Source organism: Arcobacter peruensis, from assembly GCF_003711085.1.
Taxonomy (GTDB): Bacteria; Campylobacterota; Campylobacteria; order Campylobacterales; family Arcobacteraceae; genus Poseidonibacter; species Poseidonibacter parvus.
The window spans coordinates 392,213-408,693 of sequence record NZ_CP032363.1; the positions used below are offsets into that span (position 1 = coordinate 392,213).

Annotated in this window: 19 protein-coding genes; 14 read left to right on the top strand and 5 right to left on the bottom strand. The window is 27.2% G+C overall.

Translation table 11 applies throughout. The features are described from left to right. Positions 1 to 66: 66 nt before the first annotated feature. The 5 genes from D3Z07_RS01950 (at position 67) to D3Z07_RS01970 (ending at position 4,539) form a co-directional block, all read left to right on the top strand. Positions 67 to 537 carry a hypothetical protein gene (locus tag D3Z07_RS01950; protein ID WP_122892929.1) on the top strand — a complete coding sequence of 157 codons (471 nt, stop codon included), beginning with the start codon at positions 67 to 69 and terminating at the stop codon, positions 535 to 537. A gap of 1 nt (position 538) precedes the next feature. Further along, a complete protein-coding gene (locus tag D3Z07_RS01955; protein WP_122892930.1) occupies positions 539 to 1,381 on the top strand; it encodes a YecA family protein in 843 nt (280 codons plus the stop codon). A gap of 176 nt (positions 1,382 to 1,557) precedes the next feature. Continuing rightward, positions 1,558 to 2,436 (top strand): M48 family metalloprotease, encoded by an 879-nt coding sequence (locus D3Z07_RS01960; RefSeq protein ID WP_122892931.1) that lies wholly within the window; start codon positions 1,558 to 1,560, stop codon positions 2,434 to 2,436. A gap of 206 nt (positions 2,437 to 2,642) precedes the next feature. After that, positions 2,643 to 3,434 carry a hypothetical protein gene (locus D3Z07_RS01965; RefSeq protein WP_122892932.1) on the top strand — a complete coding sequence of 264 codons (792 nt, stop codon included), beginning with the start codon at positions 2,643 to 2,645 and terminating at the stop codon, positions 3,432 to 3,434. 109 nt (positions 3,435 to 3,543) lie between these two features. Further along, positions 3,544 to 4,539 carry a DUF2971 domain-containing protein gene (locus D3Z07_RS01970; RefSeq protein ID WP_122892933.1) on the top strand — a complete coding sequence of 332 codons (996 nt, stop codon included), beginning with the start codon at positions 3,544 to 3,546 and terminating at the stop codon, positions 4,537 to 4,539. Positions 4,540 to 4,662: 123 nt separating this feature from the next. Here D3Z07_RS01970 and D3Z07_RS01975 read toward each other — a convergent pair whose 3' ends face one another. Next, entirely contained in the window at positions 4,663 to 5,457 is a 795-nt protein-coding gene (locus D3Z07_RS01975) for a hypothetical protein (protein ID WP_122894182.1), read from the bottom strand. Positions 5,458 to 5,492: 35 nt separating this feature from the next. Next, positions 5,493 to 5,960, bottom strand: a complete 468-nt coding sequence (locus tag D3Z07_RS01980) for an HAD family hydrolase (RefSeq protein ID WP_122892934.1) — start codon at positions 5,958 to 5,960, stop codon at positions 5,493 to 5,495. A gap of 232 nt (positions 5,961 to 6,192) precedes the next feature. Between D3Z07_RS01980 and D3Z07_RS01985 the strand changes: the two genes are divergently transcribed. The 6 genes from D3Z07_RS01985 to D3Z07_RS02005 all read left to right on the top strand — a co-directional run bounded on the left by D3Z07_RS01985 (position 6,193) and on the right by D3Z07_RS02005 (position 11,203). Next, positions 6,193 to 7,347 (top strand): alpha/beta hydrolase, encoded by a 1,155-nt coding sequence (locus D3Z07_RS01985; protein ID WP_164707182.1) that lies wholly within the window; start codon positions 6,193 to 6,195, stop codon positions 7,345 to 7,347. A gap of 42 nt (positions 7,348 to 7,389) precedes the next feature. Next, positions 7,390 to 7,518, top strand: coding sequence for an antibiotic biosynthesis monooxygenase (locus D3Z07_RS14205; RefSeq protein WP_228200567.1), 129 nt, complete (start codon positions 7,390 to 7,392; stop codon positions 7,516 to 7,518). Positions 7,519 to 7,722: 204 nt separating this feature from the next. Continuing rightward, positions 7,723 to 8,067, top strand: a complete 345-nt coding sequence (locus D3Z07_RS01990; RefSeq protein WP_122892936.1) for a type II toxin-antitoxin system RelE/ParE family toxin — start codon at positions 7,723 to 7,725, stop codon at positions 8,065 to 8,067. Further along, on the top strand, positions 8,060 to 8,335 hold the full coding sequence (locus D3Z07_RS01995) for a helix-turn-helix domain-containing protein (RefSeq protein ID WP_076086958.1): 276 nt from the start codon (positions 8,060 to 8,062) through the stop codon (positions 8,333 to 8,335). The genes D3Z07_RS01990 and D3Z07_RS01995 overlap by 8 nt, the downstream gene beginning before the upstream one ends. A gap of 44 nt (positions 8,336 to 8,379) precedes the next feature. Further along, positions 8,380 to 9,453, top strand: a complete 1,074-nt coding sequence (locus D3Z07_RS02000; protein ID WP_122892937.1) for a DUF2326 domain-containing protein — start codon at positions 8,380 to 8,382, stop codon at positions 9,451 to 9,453. A gap of 43 nt (positions 9,454 to 9,496) precedes the next feature. Further along, positions 9,497 to 11,203, top strand: a complete 1,707-nt coding sequence (locus D3Z07_RS02005) for an AAA family ATPase (RefSeq protein WP_122892938.1) — start codon at positions 9,497 to 9,499, stop codon at positions 11,201 to 11,203. Between the two features lie 9 nt (positions 11,204 to 11,212). Here D3Z07_RS02005 and D3Z07_RS02010 read toward each other — a convergent pair whose 3' ends face one another. Both D3Z07_RS02010 and D3Z07_RS02015 read right to left on the bottom strand, forming a co-directional pair. Then, positions 11,213 to 11,635 (bottom strand): hypothetical protein, encoded by a 423-nt coding sequence (locus D3Z07_RS02010; RefSeq protein WP_228200568.1) that lies wholly within the window; start codon positions 11,633 to 11,635, stop codon positions 11,213 to 11,215. 197 nt (positions 11,636 to 11,832) lie between these two features. Continuing rightward, complete coding sequence (locus D3Z07_RS02015; protein ID WP_076086937.1) at positions 11,833 to 12,432, bottom strand: TIGR04211 family SH3 domain-containing protein; 600 nt, start codon at positions 12,430 to 12,432, stop codon at positions 11,833 to 11,835. Positions 12,433 to 12,585: 153 nt separating this feature from the next. On the opposite strand from D3Z07_RS02015, the gene D3Z07_RS02020 reads away from it, so the two are divergent. Next, on the top strand, positions 12,586 to 14,289 hold the full coding sequence (locus tag D3Z07_RS02020; protein WP_122892940.1) for a protein adenylyltransferase SelO: 1,704 nt from the start codon (positions 12,586 to 12,588) through the stop codon (positions 14,287 to 14,289). A gap of 2 nt (positions 14,290 to 14,291) precedes the next feature. Here D3Z07_RS02020 and D3Z07_RS02025 read toward each other — a convergent pair whose 3' ends face one another. Further along, entirely contained in the window at positions 14,292 to 14,777 is a 486-nt protein-coding gene (locus D3Z07_RS02025) for a DUF2062 domain-containing protein (protein WP_076086931.1), read from the bottom strand. Positions 14,778 to 14,899: 122 nt separating this feature from the next. Between D3Z07_RS02025 and rlmF the strand changes: the two genes are divergently transcribed. Together rlmF and D3Z07_RS02035 are read left to right on the top strand one after the other, a co-directional pair. Further along, entirely contained in the window at positions 14,900 to 15,850 is a 951-nt protein-coding gene (gene rlmF / locus D3Z07_RS02030; RefSeq protein WP_122892942.1) for a 23S rRNA (adenine(1618)-N(6))-methyltransferase RlmF, read from the top strand. A gap of 3 nt (positions 15,851 to 15,853) precedes the next feature. Further along, complete coding sequence (locus D3Z07_RS02035) at positions 15,854 to 16,480, top strand: SanA/YdcF family protein (protein ID WP_076086925.1); 627 nt, start codon at positions 15,854 to 15,856, stop codon at positions 16,478 to 16,480. Position 16,481 lies beyond the last annotated feature (1 nt).

A 16,481-nucleotide genomic window follows, 5' to 3' on the forward strand; every position in this document is an offset into this window, starting at 1 on the left:
TATATATAAATATTAATTGGGATATAATGTTCTTTGAATAAATAGTTAGAATGTAAAAGGAAATATATGAAAGAACCAACTATAGAAATTTTAAATGAACCATCTGAAGACTTTAAAAAATTTTATTCTGAATCAAATGGAATTAAAATTGTTCCAGAATTTTATAATGGTACTAAAGAGAAAATATTACAAAGAGATAGTGGAACTTTTGCAAAATGGGTACATAAACATCATGCTGAAATAAATATAGATTATAATCCTAATTTTAAAAAAATATCTTTGCATAATAATGAGTATTGGTTACCTTTAGTTTTTTTGGCATCTGATACTTCAGTTCAAATATATATGGGATTGATTATTAATTTTATGTATGATAAATTAAAAAGTAGTCTAACTGGAGAAAAAAAAGAAGCGAAAGTAAATTTTAGTTTTGAATGTAAAGAAGGTGATGATTACAAAAGATTTAATTATAGTGGTGATTTAGAAGGATTAAAAAAGTTTAAAAAAATTGATTTAAATAAGATTTTAAAAGATTAATATGTTTAGAACAGAACTAATAACAAATTTCTATCAAGAAAATGATTTTAAATCAATATATAAAAATTTACATGAAAAAAAATTTCATAATGCTAAAAACAACTTGTCATTAATAGAAAATAAAGTGCAAAAATTTATTTCACAAGATGAACTTGTTTTAAATGATATTTATCTAATTAACAAAATATTATCATTTCATACATCACTAATAACTATGTGGGAAGAAATTTCAATAAAAAATTATTCTAATTCTTGGAAATACTTACAAGATTCTCTTGATTCATTAAGAAATATTAATAAGTTTTCAATAAATAATCAAAAAGAAAAAGTCTTGAGTTTTTTTGAAAAACAACTATTGATATTAGAAAAACTATATCCATATAAAATTTTTGCTAGTATTGGTTGGGAAGTGAAAATGTACGAATGCAGTATTTGTGGGAATGATATTGATTCATTTGAATGTGAACATGATAAAGGTGAATTATACAATGGCGAAATAGCAATAGGAATAGCTAATGATATAACAGATATTAACCATATTTCAATGGTTGAAAATCCTATGGATAAAAGATGTGTTGTTGAATATGATAATGAGGCACAACAATTTAAGGGATTACATTTTTTAAATAAAAAACTTCTATCAAATGAATTAACACCTATTACCATATATGATATTGATGAAACTCCAAGAAAGAAACCTAATGAAGAGTATGTAAAACTTGCAAGAAATGAAAAGTGCTTTTGTGGTAGCAATAAAAAATTCAAAAAATGTTGTATTACTAAACAATATATTGAAGAAGAACATATTGAGTTGATAATAAAGCATGAATTTACATTATGGTAACAGCAAATTCTAACAAAACAGAGAAGTGAACGAGGTACCCACGGGCTTAAAAGATAATTTTAGTTATCATTAAAAATAAAACTGATAAGTAATGGGAACAAATACAAAGGTACCACGTCCACTTACTTCAGTCGTTAGACAACTATTTTAAATATAAAGCAAAGAGAAAATTGTAAATGCATAAAGAACTGATAAATAATATTTTTAATGATTTTAAAGATTTTTTTCTTAATGAAAAAGATTCAAAATTTATTAAATACAAATTACTTGATAATATGTCAGGTGGAATGAAAGTATCCCGCACAGGAACTAAATCACATATTGCGATATCAAATGATATGCAGTTTTTAGATATAGAGAGTGATGCCTCAAAAATATATGTTTTATTTATGATAGGTCATGAGCTTGCACATTTAGTAAATAAACATCTTGAATATGATGATAAAAACAAATTTGATTCACAAACTCTTGAGATGTGGGCAGATTATTTTGGCACAAAAATTTCAATGTCTATACTTCAAAATGGTACAAAATTTAAAAAAATGTTAATTTCAAATTTCAATGATGCTAATGTTGGTTTAGAAATAATATTTAATGCATTAATTATGATGAAAAATAACATTTATATTAATACAAATTCATCAAATAAATATTTAAATAGTAATGACAGAATGTCTACAGTTATTGCTGCTATCTCTGCTTTTCTAACAAGAAAAGAAATGATAGTAAATTTTAAATTATCAGAAGCACAACATGCAAAAATTGGCTCTGATTGGGGAATGGCTGTAAATAGAAAACTTTTTCAATTAGAGATGACAGACAAACTGTATATTATAGGTGCTACTGAAACAGATACTGATATCACTGCATTAACTAAAAATGTTTTTACTATACATAATTATCTTAAACAAAAGAATAGACAATTACTAAAAGGATTAGATTTGTATCATTCATATATACTTGATACATCATATGAAGAACATAAGCCAAATCAAATGATGATAGATGAATTCAATAAAAAATTAGATAAAATTGGATGGGATATTAAACTTTAATTTAAAGATTAAATTGTCTAACAAATCGGAGGAGAGAAACGAGGCTATACTGCAAAAGTTTCAAGCTTTTAAGTGTCTCATAAAGAAACTTAAAAGCCGAACAATTAAGTACGAAATATCGCCATCGTTCCTCACCTTAGCCGTTGTGTATACAAATAAGCTTCAAACAGTATTTTGTGTTAAAAGTTGTAAAAGGAAAAATACAAATGGATTCATTTATTCAGTACTTGGATGTTGTTAATAAATATTCGTCATTGATTTTGGTATTGGCTACACTTGTTTATGTAGGTTTTACAATTGTATTAGCTAAAGAAACTAGTAAATTAAGAGAGGTGGAAACTTCTCCATTTATTTCAATCATATTTGATATATCTTTTCAAGCAGTGAGTCACTCAAAGATTATCATTAAAAATATTGGTAAAGCTCCAGCGTACAATATAACCTTCAAAGTAGATGAAAAATATTTACCTCATTTTAATGGCTATACATTTGAAAACATGATTGAATATTTTGCACCAGAGCAAGAATTTTATATATTGGCAAATGGTTTTAACAACTTAAAAGAAGCAGGATTTGAAAGTATTCCTATTACTGTAAATTATAAATCAAAAGATGCTAGAGCTTTTAGCGAACAATTCAATTTAAGTTGGCAGCATTTTCAATACTATGAAAAAGACACTTTACAAGAGATCAAAAAATCATTTGATGACCTTAACAAAGAGATAAAAGAGATTAATAAAACACTTAAAAATAAAAAATATTTTGTTTCAAATAAATTAAGTGTTTTAGAAATTGAGAAAAAAGATGATTATGTGCAATTTATTTTTAGCAATGGTAAGATTTGCAAAATTAAGAAAGAACAGATTGCAGATATAGGTTTTAAAGATATGGAAAATGTTTATATTGGTGATGGTGATATACAAGATTATTCAACTAGAACAAAATTTACTGCGGAAGAACTTTTTAATAATATAAAAAATTTGACACAAAAAATCTAAGATGGATATTCTAGAGTGAATCACACAACAAAACATAGCACACCAATAAAGTACCTGCAGCACTTTATTGGTGTATTCAAACGTTAGTATTCAAAAAGAAGTAAGAAAAATGATTAAATATTTATATAAATATATGAATTTAAGACCAAGTTTTTTTAATGAGCCTATGTTAAGAGCAACTCCCGTATATGCATTAAATGATCCTTTTGAAGGTATGTTTAATCATCAACAAATAAAGAATGCAAATAAAACTTTTGATGAATATTATTCAAAAAATGGTATAGAAATAAATAAGAATGAAAATGAGGAAGAAGAGGATTATCAAATTGAACAGATGATGGGATGTACTCAATCTGAAATTTTTGATTTAGGAATTGTATCATTAACCGAAGACCATATTAATCCTTTAATGTGGTCACATTATGCTGATGAACATAAAGGTGTTGTAATTGAATTTTTAAAAGATGTACCCTTATATGAAGACTCTTTACAAAGTTTAGATGGTAAATTAAGTCGTTTTGGAAAAGATTACTTAGGAGAAATTTATGAATATCCAGAAAGAATAATTTATAAAAGAGTAAAACCTACTTTTGAATATGGAAATGAATTAAGCCCAGATTCAGTAACTGATTTTCATTGGAAGAAATTTAATAAATCAATTTTATTTACTAAGTCAGATGATTGGTCATATGAAAAAGAACATCGTTCAGTAGTTAGACTAAAAGATGCAGATAGAATTATTTGTGAAGATGATAAATTTATACGTAAAATTTGTAAAAACAATAAAGACATTGAATTGATTGTTCTTAAAAAAAATCAAATACAAGTTACATATCCAAAAGAATATGAAATGATGGAGGATATGGGAGATGAAAGTATAAAAGATGAAATATATAGATTAGCATCAATGGGTTATAATTCAACAGTAATGCATTTTTTTAGAATAAATCCAAAGTGTATTAGCGGTATTTACTTTGGTTGTAAATCAAATGAACAAAAAGCTATTAAAAATTTGAATAAAAATAAAAAATTAAAACATATAGATAATATAAACAAAATGGATATTGATGATGATTCATATTCATTGATAACAAAGAAATACTAACAAAACACTGGAAGAAGAACAAGTTAATAGAGCGAAAATTATCGAGCTTTTAAATCTCGAATAAATAAAATTTTAAGACCAAACTGTCAAGTCGTTTCACCCACTTGTCCTTCAGTTCGGTCGTTACTTCCAATAAGTTTCTAATCTAATATTCCAACCTTTTCTCCATCTTTCTTCTCCTCGTGTAGGGGGTGAATTTTTGATGCGTCTTGAGAGCATTGTAGAAGCAGACTGGGCAAAGGCTTTTAGCTTGTTTGGTTCATTTGGGTTTATATGTTCAAGTACTTGAAGTAAACCCCAACCTTGATTGTTGTAACGTTCACTTTTTAATGTGCCTTCACCTTTAAAATTGGTGTAATCTAAAAGAACATAGAGTCCTTTTTCATTAATAGAACCATTTTTATGATGCATCACTTCATTAAATCTTTTTGTAATGAGTATTTGTCTTTTATCACTTGTTATAGAGTTTAGCATTTGAGTCAATGCCTTGCTTAAACGTTGTGCCATAAACTCTGCTTGATATGGCATAGTGCTTTTAAGAAAGTTAAAAAGTTCTGTATATTTCTTAGTATTTTGTTTTTTTGCTTTATAAAATTCTGTTTTAGTATTCCAAGGTAGAGAAGTAGTGGAATCTAGCCAAGATGGCATATCTACACTCTTTTTTTCCATAAAGGAGATAAACATGGGAAAGACTTCTCTAAAACGTTCAGTATGTCCTTTAGGAAACCAGATAAAGTGACCAATACCAACAGAAGCAAAGTCTTCACCTTTATTCCAGTGGATAAGATACTTATCTAATCCTGCACCTTCATTTTGCCATACTTTTTTTGCTATAAAGTCTGCTTGTTGTTTTGTAAGTTTTATCTCAGAACCATACAATAAGGTCAAACATATCATAAATGAAAAAATAAACTTCATAAGCTCTCCCCACAAAAAATTAATATTGACTTAGATTAATTCCTTAATGTAGCTATTAATCTATTTTCATCTTTCAAAAAAGAGAATACATCAAAAATTGATTTTATTAAAATATCAGAATTCAATAAAGTCTCAGTACATAAACCCTCATCTTGTAAGATAGCAATACCCAAAATAGACTCTTTTAACATCAACTTATCATTTCGTCCATTTCCAACACTTAAAGTCGTAGAAGAGCCTAAACTTTTAATAAATTCTAACTTACTAATATCTTGAGATGATTTTGGTATTTTTATAACTTCACACTTTGTATCTTCAAGCTCTTTTTCTACACTTCCATAAGTATCAGCAGTAATTACATAAAAGTTAAAAGAGTTTGAAAATTCATTTATACTTTTTTTAATCCCCTCAATTAGTTTACCATCAATTGCAATCGTACCATTATAATCAAATACGATGTTTTGAATTTCTAGCTCTTCTCTTCCTGGAATATTTACTTTCACTTTTTTATCCTTTAACTAACTAATTATTATAAGAATAATAGCGAAAAATGTATACATATCAGGTATTAATTATCCAAGCAAATATTCAAATATGAGTTTTATATCTATTGTTAAATGCTTAAAAAAGAAACAAGTAACACGGAATTTTTAAGTCTAAAAGAGTTAAAATATCGTAATTACAAAGAGTATTCAGTCACTTTGTCATTATCAAGTTATATTAAGGCTAAAAACATTGACTAAACTTTTTCTATTTCTAATACTAACTTTCAATTTTTGTTTTGCAAATAATGAAAACCCTTTATACATTTCGTCTAAAACTCTTCCAACTTTTAATCAATCAGATTTCTCAAAATATGTAAATGAAAACAAAAGTTGGTTAGAAAACAATCGTGTATTTTTGACAAAAAGTCCTGAATTAGAACTTTTTTTAAACTCACCATTTGAGAAAAAGCCTATTAATCAAAAAGCATCAAAGGGAATCTTACTAGTTCATGGACTTGGTGATTCTCCTGGTTATTTTCAAGATTTAGCACAAGAGTTAGTTTCATTAGGGTTTTTAGTAAGAACTGTTTTATTAACAGGACATGGAAGTAAACCTGCTGATTTAATAAACGTAGAGTTTGAGCAATGGGAAAATCTAGTAAAACATCACATAAAGCTTTTAGAGAAAGAAGTAGATGAACTATGGCTTGGTGGCTTTTCAACAGGAGCTAATCTTGTGACTTCTTATGCTTTTGAAAACGAAGAGGATATTTCAGGCTTATTGCTTTTTTCACCTGGTTTTGCATCAAATCAAAGTACATTATTACCTTTTTCCGGAATTGGTTCTTTTTTCAAAACGTGGTTATTTCAAAATGACTATAGTCAAAATATTTTAAGATATGAATCTTTATCAATGAATGCTTCAAATTTATACTACAAGTCTTTACAAAAAGTTGAGGAAGCTTTTGATTCTAAGAGTTTTTCAAAACCAGTATTTATAACAATTAGTCAAGATGATAGTGTTATTGCATCAGAAGATATAGTATCATTTTTTACAAATAAGTTTAAAAACCCAAAAAGCCAACTTATTTGGTATGGAGAAGACAAGAATTTTAGTGATAATAGAATTACTTATTTACCTTCTTATATTCCTTCTGAAAACATTGGTAACTTTTCTCATTTAAGTGTGTTATTTAAAAAAGACAATTTCTTTTATGGAAAAAATAGTCCATTTAAAATGTTTAGAAATGGACAAGATAAAATCTATAATAGCCAAGAAGACGAGCTTTGGTATTCAGCTTGGGGCTTACTAGAAGAGGGCAAGTATTTTGCAAGACTTACTTGGAATCCATACTTTAATAAGACAATAGCAAATATGACAGAAGTAATAAACTCTAATAAATGATGCTTAGGATACAGTATATATTATACAAAAAAAGGAAATATAATGAATCAAGAAATATCACTTCTAATTTTGATAGAAACAAAAAAAGGCCAAAGACAAAAACAAATAGATGCTTATAGTAAATTATTACCTATTGTATTGAGTGAAAAGGGCTGTTTACACCACATATGATTGAGGCAGATAAATTAAGTCCTACTTTTAGAGCTAAACCAGTAACTGTGATTAAATTAAAAAATATTAATTGATAAGCTATATATTACAATTTGCAATGAAAACCACTTACTTTTAAAATTCATAATATAATAAATAAAAATATTATAAGGATGAGTTAATGCTTAATATATTGACAAAAGTTAACTTATATGTTAACCTTTTATGAAAGAGATTCTATTTTATAAAACCAAATTAGGTAAAAGTCCTATTGAAAGTTTTTTAGATTCGTTATCTTTAAAAGAAGTACAAAAAGTAACTTGGGTTTTACAGTTAATCGAAGAATCTCATACTGTATCTACAAAGTTCTACAAAAAACTTGTAAATACAAATGATATAGTTGAAATAAGAATTCAACATACAAGTAATAGTTTTAGGTTATTAGGTTTTGAGCATAAGGGAAAGTTTATTGTACTAACAAATGCTTTTAGAAAAAAAGACCAAAAGACACCTAAAAAAGAGATTGACTTAGCACAAAATAGAAAAGAGGAGTATTTATCAAATGAGTGATTTACAAAAATATATTATTAAAAGAAAAAAGCAAGACAGTGAATTTGAGAAAAACTTTGATAAGGGTTATGAAGAATTTAAAATAGGTGAAATGCTAAAACAAGCAAGAGTTGATACTGGGATGACACAAGAAGAAGTGGCTTTAAAACTTCAAACAAAAAAATCAGCAATATCTAGAATAGAAAACCATGCTCAGGATATAAGATTATCTACTTTACAAAACTTTGCGAATATATTAGGAAAAGAGCTAAAGATACAAATAGTTTAAAATTTAACTATTTATTGAAATTAGCAAGAAAACAAGGAATCTAAATGAAAATATCAAAAATATATGCAAACAATGATAATTTTAAAACTATAGAATTTGATAAAGGTATAAACTTTATACTTTCAGATTCTAACGGTGTAGGAAAAACTAGTCTTTTTAAACTAATAGATTTTTGTCTCTTAGGCGATAAACACTTTTTAGGACACGAACATTTTAAAGATTATATTTTTTATATAGAACTACAAATTGCTTCAAATAGATATATGACGATTAAAAGACCTATTAAGAGTGGTAAAAATATTGAGTTAAAAATCACAAAACAAAAGTCAATGCTTTTAGATGAAAAAACTTTTAATAAAAAAGGAAGTCTTGGTATAGCTAAGTCTTTTTTTGAAAACAAAGTTAATTATTCTATAAATAAATTTAGAACTTACATAACATACTTTTTAAGAGATGAAGCAAATCAAAATAATACCTTTATTTTAAACAAACACACATCTTTAAATGAAATAGAATACAAAACAATTGTATCAAGTCTTCTAGGTATTGATGGGCGTAAAATCAGAAAAAAGTATGAATTAGATGAACTAATCAAAAAAGAAGATATTGAAATAACAGCTTTAGAAAATGCTAAAAGTGACTTAGAAAAAGTCATAGAAGAAAACAAAAAATTAATCAACAGCTATTTTATAGATAGATTTAAAAATATTATTTCTAAGTATGGAAACATAGTATTAGGTAAAGAGACAACTTTTTCAATTGATTTTAATACTTCAAATGACATAGAGTTTAAGCTAAATGTTGAAAATGATGAAAAAATAAATGAAGTTACAAAAAATAAACTTTTATGTTTTATTTTCGCATGTGCATTAGCTGAAGTTTATGGACAAAAGAAACTTATCAAATTTGTAGCATTTGACAGTCCTTTTGATGGTGAAAATAATGTTTACGAAAAAGGTATTTACTCTGCCATTCATCTTTTAAATAAAATCGGTATTCAGACTATTATCACATCAAACGAAGATGATATTAAAAGTGATGAAATGTTAAGAGAAATAAATGATGAGTATTTGACTGATTATTTCAGTGATGGTGATAAATTAATAGGTGATTTTTAATTCAATACGCTATTATGCTAACAAAATTCTAAATAGGTAACAAATGCAAGAAACAGCACTAAAAATACTAAAATCTGGTCAAAATGTTTTTTTAACAGGATCAGCTGGTACGGGTAAAACATATATTTTAAATGAATATATTTTATATTTAAAATCAAGAAAGATTATTCCTACTGTTGTAGCTCCTACTGGTATTGCTGCTTCGCATCTAAATGGTCAAACTATTCACTCTTTTTTCTCTCTAGGAATAAGAGATAGTATTGATGAATATTTTATTTCAAATTTACTAGAAAAAAAGTATTTGCAAACTAGATTTAAAAAGCTAAAAGTTTTAATCATCGATGAGATATCTATGGTAAGCCCAAATGTTTTTACTGCAATTGATATGATTCTACAAGCTTTCAAGCAAAAGGATGAAGCTTTTGGAGGAGTTCAAGTAATACTTTCAGGAGATTTCTTCCAGCTTCCTCCAATCTCACAATCAAATGACTCTAAAAGATTTGCATGGCAAAGCCCATCTTGGAAAGCACTTGATTTACAAACTTGTTATTTAGAAAAGAAATTTAGACAAGATGATAATCAACTAATTTTTGTATTAGATGAGATAAGATCAGGAGAAATATCACAAAAAACTTATGATATTTTAAACGATAGACATCAAAAAGAATTAGATATTGAATTCTCTCCTACAAAACTTTATACGCATAATATGGATGTAGATAGAATAAACAATGATGAATTATCAAGACTAGAATCTCCTTCTTTTGCTTTTAATTATGAAAGCGAAGGTGCAAAATCAAATATTGAAAAGCTATTTAAATCTGCACTTGTTCAAGAAGAACTAACGCTGAAAAAAGATGCAGTCGTTATGTTTATCAAAAACAATCCAGAAAAATACTATATAAACGGTACTACAGGTGTTGTAATTGATTTTTCAAAAGATGATAAAAAACTTCCACTTGTAAAACTATCAAATGGTTATGTAATAAAAGTAGAATACGAAGACTGGTCTATTGAAAATGACAAAGGAAAAGTGTCAGCAAAGATCTCTCAGATACCTCTAAAACTAGCATGGGCTATTACTATTCACAAATCTCAAGGTATGACCTTGGATGCTGCACAAATTGATTTATCGAAGACTTTTGAAGTAGGGCAAGGATATGTTGCACTTTCAAGAATCAAAAATATTGAAGGTTTAAAATTAATGGGCTTTAATGAAAAAGCTTTAAGTGTTGATCCTTTGATTTTGAGTATTGACCCTAGAATTAAACAAGCTTCAAAAAAAGCATATGACAAAATTGAAGCTCAAGATGAAAAACAACTAGAACTTATCAATCTTTCATATATTGAAAGACTAGGAGGTCTTATTGACCAAAAAGCAATTAATAAAGAAAGAGAAGAGTTAGATAAAGAACCAGTAATAGAAGAAAAAATAGCAAATCATATAAAAACAAAAAATCTAATAGAGTCTTCATCTACTCTTGCTATTTTGGCAAAAAGCGCAGGTTTTTCTGTTTCTACTATTATGAAGCATTTATCAACAATTAAAGAAGAAGAACCAAACTTTGATATATCAAAATATATGCCAAATTTAAGCACTATAAATAAAATCAAAAAAGCAATTTCTGAAATAGAAAATGAGAATAAAGAAGAAGATTTTAGTGAAGATGGGAAAATAAAACTAAAACCAATTTTTGTAAAATTAAATGAAGAAATATCATATGATGATATAAAAATGGTTATTATCTAGTTTTTATTATTAATAATCGTCAGCTTCAATAGCAATCTTTAAAAAACTTGTAAATGCAACATTATCAAATGTAAGTGAATCATCAAGGTTTGCTTTCATTTCATCTAAAGCTTTAGTATATTTTTCATAAAACTCAAAACTAGGTCTTGGTTTATATTCCAAATCTTGAAGTTCAAAATATTTGATTACCATTTTTGTTGTAGTTGGTTTTATAAAGTAAGACTTATGTCTATTTATACAATATGGAGTTACACTAATAATTGTCCATTTTGCTAGATTATATTCGGCTAAAAAGTCTACAAGTCCTTCAAAACCATCTTTTTTATTTCCATATAAAAGCTCATAAATCTCAATACTAAGCATATCTTTTTCATAAGAGTTCAAAGTAGCTATGGCATCTTTTAATTTTAGTTTATCAAATAGAGAAACCATAACAGACTTTTGTACTGTTTTAAAAAATCCTTCTACAAATAAATTTGGATTTTGGAAGTTTTCTTTTTTAAGGGCTTCTTTTGCAAAATCTTCTAGTTTTTGAGGATTAAACTTTTGTATTTTTGGGAAAAAAGTCTCGTCTTTAAAACCTTGTGGATATGTTTCTAAAAACTCAGACTCTAAACCTTTTAATTTATCTAAAATCGTGATTTCTTTTTTCTACTTGGAATTAAAGAAGGAAGTACTAATCCTAATAATAAACCTAAACCAGCTACCATTCCGCCGTAAGAGAACCATTTCATTAATAAATCTGTTTTTTCATTATCTAGTAAATCATTTAAAGATTTGTTTTCTTCTTCTACATCATTTAATCTTTTATTAAGCGCTTCATTTGTTTTTTGTAATTCTTGAACTTGATTGATATTTGAAGTTAAATCTTTTTCTAGATTTGCTTTATTTTTATTCGCTTCTTCTTCATAAGTACTTAATTTATCAACTAATTTTGAATGTTTAATATTTAGTGTTTCTAGTTGTTTTTTCAAACCTGGTTGATTAGAAACATATTTTGAGTTAATCCAAACTGTTCGACCTTTTTGATCTCTAATTTGTGTAAAACCTGCACTTCTACTTAATATTGTAATCTTTTGACCTGCGTTAACTGTACCCACAATTTTATATTTGCTTCCTGGACCTGAATGTGAATATGTAAATAAGTCATTTGAAACATAGTTTGCTGCAAATGCCGATGTGCTTAGTGTTAGTATTGCTAAAGTAAGAGAAATTTTTTTATGAATCATTTAGTATGTCCTTTATGTAAATGTTTTTAATAATTATTTTGGTCTAATTATAACTTATTAAATTGTTATAATCCTTAGTACTTTTAAACAATAGTAATCATTTTATGATAAAATCAAAATAATTATAGATGCTAGGGCTTCTAAGGAAAAAATATGAATAAAAATGAAAAAAATAGCACAAGAGTAAAAACATTAAATGATTTAGCAAAATTTGTAGATTATTCATTTATGAATAAACTAAATAAAAATGAAGAATCTAGAGAAGATGGTGTTGATCATGAACCAAGACAAGTGTTTTCAGGACACTATGTAACTGTAAACCCAACACCTATACCAAAACCAAAATATATAGCACATAGTAAAAACTTTTTTAATGAGTTAGGTTTTGATGATGAACTTGCAAAATCAGATGATTTTATGAAAATGTTCTCAGGTGATATTTCAAATGTTCCAAAACCAATGAGTAAAGTAGGGTGGGCAACTGGTTACGCACTTTCAATTTTTGGAACAGAATACTATCAACAATGTCCTTTTGGAACAGGTAATGGATATGGAGATGGAAGAGCTGTTTCTATTCTTGAAGCAGTTATAAATGATAAGCGTTGGGAAATGCAACTAAAAGGTGGAGGAAGAACTCCATATTGTAGAGGTGCAGATGGAAGAGCCGTTTTACGTTCAAGTATTCGTGAATTCTTAGCACAAGAACATATGCATGAACTTGGAATCCCAACTTCAAGGTCTTTAAGTTTATATACTTCTAAAGCGGAACAAGTTAGCCGTCCTTGGTTTTCTAAAGGTTCATATTCAAAAGACCCAGATAGAATGATAAATGAAGCTGTGGCAATTACAACAAGGGTTGCTCCATCTTTTTTAAGAGTTGGACAAATTGAACTTTTTGCAAGAAGAACTCGAAAAAATGAACACGAAAATGCAAAAGAAGAGTTAAAAAAAATAGTATTACATCTAATTGAACGTGAATATAGTAATGATATAGATGATAACTTAGATTTTGAAGAAAAAATAGTTTTACTCGCTTTAGAGTTTCGTAAGAGATTAACAGCTCTTATAGCAAATTGGATTCGTGTTGCTTATTGTCAAGGGAATTTTAATAGTGATAATTGTGCAGCAGGAGGTTTTACTTTAGATTATGGACCTTTTGGATTTTGTGATTTATTTGATCCAAATTATCAACCTTGGACAGGAGGAGGAGAACATTTTGCTTTCTTCAATCAAACTTTAGCAGCACAGCGTAATTTTAATTCATTTTGTAATGCTTTACAGCCTTTATTAACATCTCATGAAAAGCATTTAAATGTTTTAAATGATATTAAAAATGGCTTCTCAAAAATTATGGAAGAAGAAATGCAAAAAATGTGGACTTCTAAACTTGGACTAGTGATTTTTGATGAAGAGTTATTTCATGAGCTTCTAACATTGATGGTGCAAACTTCAGTTGACTACACTATTTTCTTCCGTGAACTTTCATCAATACCTGAAGATATCACAGCTTTAAAGAAAAGTTTTTATGGTGATATTTCTAGCGATGAAAAAATAGAAAAAGCATGGATTTCTTGGCTTGAAAAATGGAACTTAAAAATTGATAAAAGTGTTACAAAAGAAGAATTATCAAAACAAATGAAATTAATAAACCCAAAATATATTTTAAGAGAGTGGTTTTTAGTACCTGCTTATGAAAATGCAAAAAGTGAAGATTATACTTTAATTGAAGAATTACAAGAAGTTATGACAAAACCATATGAAGAACAAAGTAAAGAAATAGAAGAAAAATATTATAGATTAAAACCCTTAAAATTATTTGACCTTGCAGGTGTTTCTCACGTTAGTTGTTCTTCTTAAAACTATTTTCTTTTTCTTTTAACATCTCGAATCCATAAAAGATTCAAGATAAATACCGCTCCAAAAGAACAAACTATAGAAAGAAAAGCAGTTCCTACATATAAGGATAGGGCAATTTCTCCTATATTTTGTTCCATTGTTTCAAAGCTAAATTTAATAGGGTCTTTTACATTTAAAATAAAATTTCCTATTTCATATTCTGCATAATAAATAAAGGGCATTGTTAATGGATTTGTAATCCAAACTAAAGGTAAAGTAATTGGAAAGTTCACTTTAAATAAAATCGCTAAAAAAGCTACTAATACCATTTGAAAAGGCATTGGTATGAAAGCTACGAAAATTCCTATAAAAACTCCACCTAGAATCTTTTTTCTTGAAAGACTCCAAATTTCTCTTTTATTTAATAGCTCACCAAAAATTCTTAGTATTTTTTGTTCTTTTATTTTTTCATGTGAAGGTAAAATTTTTCTTAATTTCGCTCTTGGCACAATTTCTCTTTTTTATAAATATTTATTATTGTACCTAATTCATATTAGATAAACAGTAAATTTACTCAAAATTAGTAATATGACAGTATAATACAAAAAAACTATACACTAAGATAAAAAATATGGCACATAAAAAACATAAAAAGGGCTTACACCCAAGAAATCCACATAATAAAAGATACGATTTTCCTAAACTTATAAAAAGTTTACCAAAACTAGGTGATTATGTATTTGAAAACAAATATGATGAACTTTCAATAGATTTTGCAAATGCAGATGCAGTACTAGTTTTAAATAAAGCTCTTTTAGCTCATTTTTATAATATCAAGTCTTGGTCAATTCCAAGTGGATATCTTTGTCCTCCAATTCCAGGACGTGCTGATTATTTACACTATATTGCTGATTTATTAGCCCAGTGTAATGATGGTAAAATTCCTAAAGGATCTAATATCAAAGGATTAGATATTGGTATTGGTGCAAACTGTATTTATCCTATTATTGGAAATAGCGTTTATGAGTGGTCTTTTGTAGGAAGTGATATTGAAAAAGAATCTATTGCTTCTAGTGAAAATATTATAAACTCAAATGCTTCTTTAAAAGGAAATATTGAATGTAGATTGCAATTAAATCATGACAGTATTTTTACAGGTGTTATAAAAGAAGATGATAAGTTTGATTTTATTTTATGTAATCCTCCTTTTCATAAGTCACAAAAAGATGCGCAAGCAGGAAGTAAAAGAAAAGTTCAAAATCTTACAAAGAAAGTAGTTGAAAAAGCCTCTTTAAACTTTGGTGGCAAAAATAATGAACTTTGGTGTAAAGGTGGAGAAGTTGCTTTTGTAAAAGCAATGATAAAACAGAGTAAAAAATACTCTAAAAACTGTTTTTGGTTTACAACAATTGTTTCAAAGAAAGATAATCTTCCTTTTATCTACGATGAATTAGACAAAATTAAACCAGAAGAGTATGACACAATTGAAATGCAACATGGTCAAAAGATATCAAGAATTGTAATTTGGACTTTTCTTTCAAAACAAGAACAAGAAAATTGGGCAAATACTTGGAGTAAATAATAGATGAATTTTACAATCAAGCTACTTTTATTTATTATTTTATTTTCTTCATCTGTATTTTGTGTTGAAGAAGAAAATAATGATATTTATACTGATATTAAAAAAGTTCCAGCTAAAAAAGCTGCCTTAGTTTTAGGAACTGCAAAATATATATCAAAAGGAAAACAAAACTATTTTTATACCTACAGAATTCGTGCAGCAGTACAATTATGGAAAGCAAAGAAAGTAAATGCAATTGTTGTTTCAGGAGATAAAAGTGCTTATTATGATGAAGTAACTTCAATGTATAAAGACCTAATAAAACTAGGAGTTCCATCTAAATATATTACAAGAGACTTTCACGGACATAGAACTTTTGATTCAATAGTACGTGCAAAAGAGGTATTTAGTTTAGATGATTATATTATTGTATCTCAAAAGTTTCATTTAAATAGGGCACTTTATATTGCACATGAAAAAGGTCAAAAGGCTATTGGTTTTGCTGCAAAAGATATAAAAGGTACTAAGGCAGCGCAAAAAATGATAGATAGAGAAGCTTTAGCACAAGTAAAAGCTTTTCTAGATATTCATGTTTTAAATACCAAGCCTAAAGTTTTGGGTAAAAAAATAAAAGTTAATTATCGAAAATAGC

What these genes read in the sequence shown, in the direction of transcription:
- D3Z07_RS01950 (WP_122892929.1), top strand. Translation starts at nt 67, where the DNA reads ATGAAAGAACCAACTATAGAAATTTTAAATGAACCATCTGAAGACTTT.
- D3Z07_RS01955 (WP_122892930.1), top strand. Translation starts at nt 539, where the DNA reads ATGTTTAGAACAGAACTAATAACAAATTTCTATCAAGAAAATGATTTT.
- D3Z07_RS01960 (WP_122892931.1), top strand. Translation starts at nt 1,558, where the DNA reads ATGCATAAAGAACTGATAAATAATATTTTTAATGATTTTAAAGATTTT.
- D3Z07_RS01965 (WP_122892932.1), top strand. Translation starts at nt 2,643, where the DNA reads ATGGATTCATTTATTCAGTACTTGGATGTTGTTAATAAATATTCGTCA.
- D3Z07_RS01970 (WP_122892933.1), top strand. Translation starts at nt 3,544, where the DNA reads ATGATTAAATATTTATATAAATATATGAATTTAAGACCAAGTTTTTTT.
- D3Z07_RS01975 (WP_122894182.1), bottom strand. Translation starts at nt 5,457, where the DNA reads ATGAAGTTTATTTTTTCATTTATGATATGTTTGACCTTATTGTATGGT.
- D3Z07_RS14205 (WP_228200567.1), top strand. Translation starts at nt 7,390, where the DNA reads ATGAATCAAGAAATATCACTTCTAATTTTGATAGAAACAAAAAAAGGC.
- D3Z07_RS01990 (WP_122892936.1), top strand. Translation starts at nt 7,723, where the DNA reads ATGAAAGAGATTCTATTTTATAAAACCAAATTAGGTAAAAGTCCTATT.
- D3Z07_RS01995 (WP_076086958.1), top strand. Translation starts at nt 8,060, where the DNA reads ATGAGTGATTTACAAAAATATATTATTAAAAGAAAAAAGCAAGACAGT.
- D3Z07_RS02000 (WP_122892937.1), top strand. Translation starts at nt 8,380, where the DNA reads ATGAAAATATCAAAAATATATGCAAACAATGATAATTTTAAAACTATA.
- D3Z07_RS02005 (WP_122892938.1), top strand. Translation starts at nt 9,497, where the DNA reads ATGCAAGAAACAGCACTAAAAATACTAAAATCTGGTCAAAATGTTTTT.
- D3Z07_RS02010 (WP_228200568.1), bottom strand. Translation starts at nt 11,635, where the DNA reads ATGGTTTCTCTATTTGATAAACTAAAATTAAAAGATGCCATAGCTACT.
- D3Z07_RS02015 (WP_076086937.1), bottom strand. Translation starts at nt 12,432, where the DNA reads ATGATTCATAAAAAAATTTCTCTTACTTTAGCAATACTAACACTAAGC.
- D3Z07_RS02020 (WP_122892940.1), top strand. Translation starts at nt 12,586, where the DNA reads ATGAATAAAAATGAAAAAAATAGCACAAGAGTAAAAACATTAAATGAT.
- rlmF (WP_122892942.1), top strand. Translation starts at nt 14,900, where the DNA reads ATGGCACATAAAAAACATAAAAAGGGCTTACACCCAAGAAATCCACAT.
- D3Z07_RS02035 (WP_076086925.1), top strand. Translation starts at nt 15,854, where the DNA reads ATGAATTTTACAATCAAGCTACTTTTATTTATTATTTTATTTTCTTCA.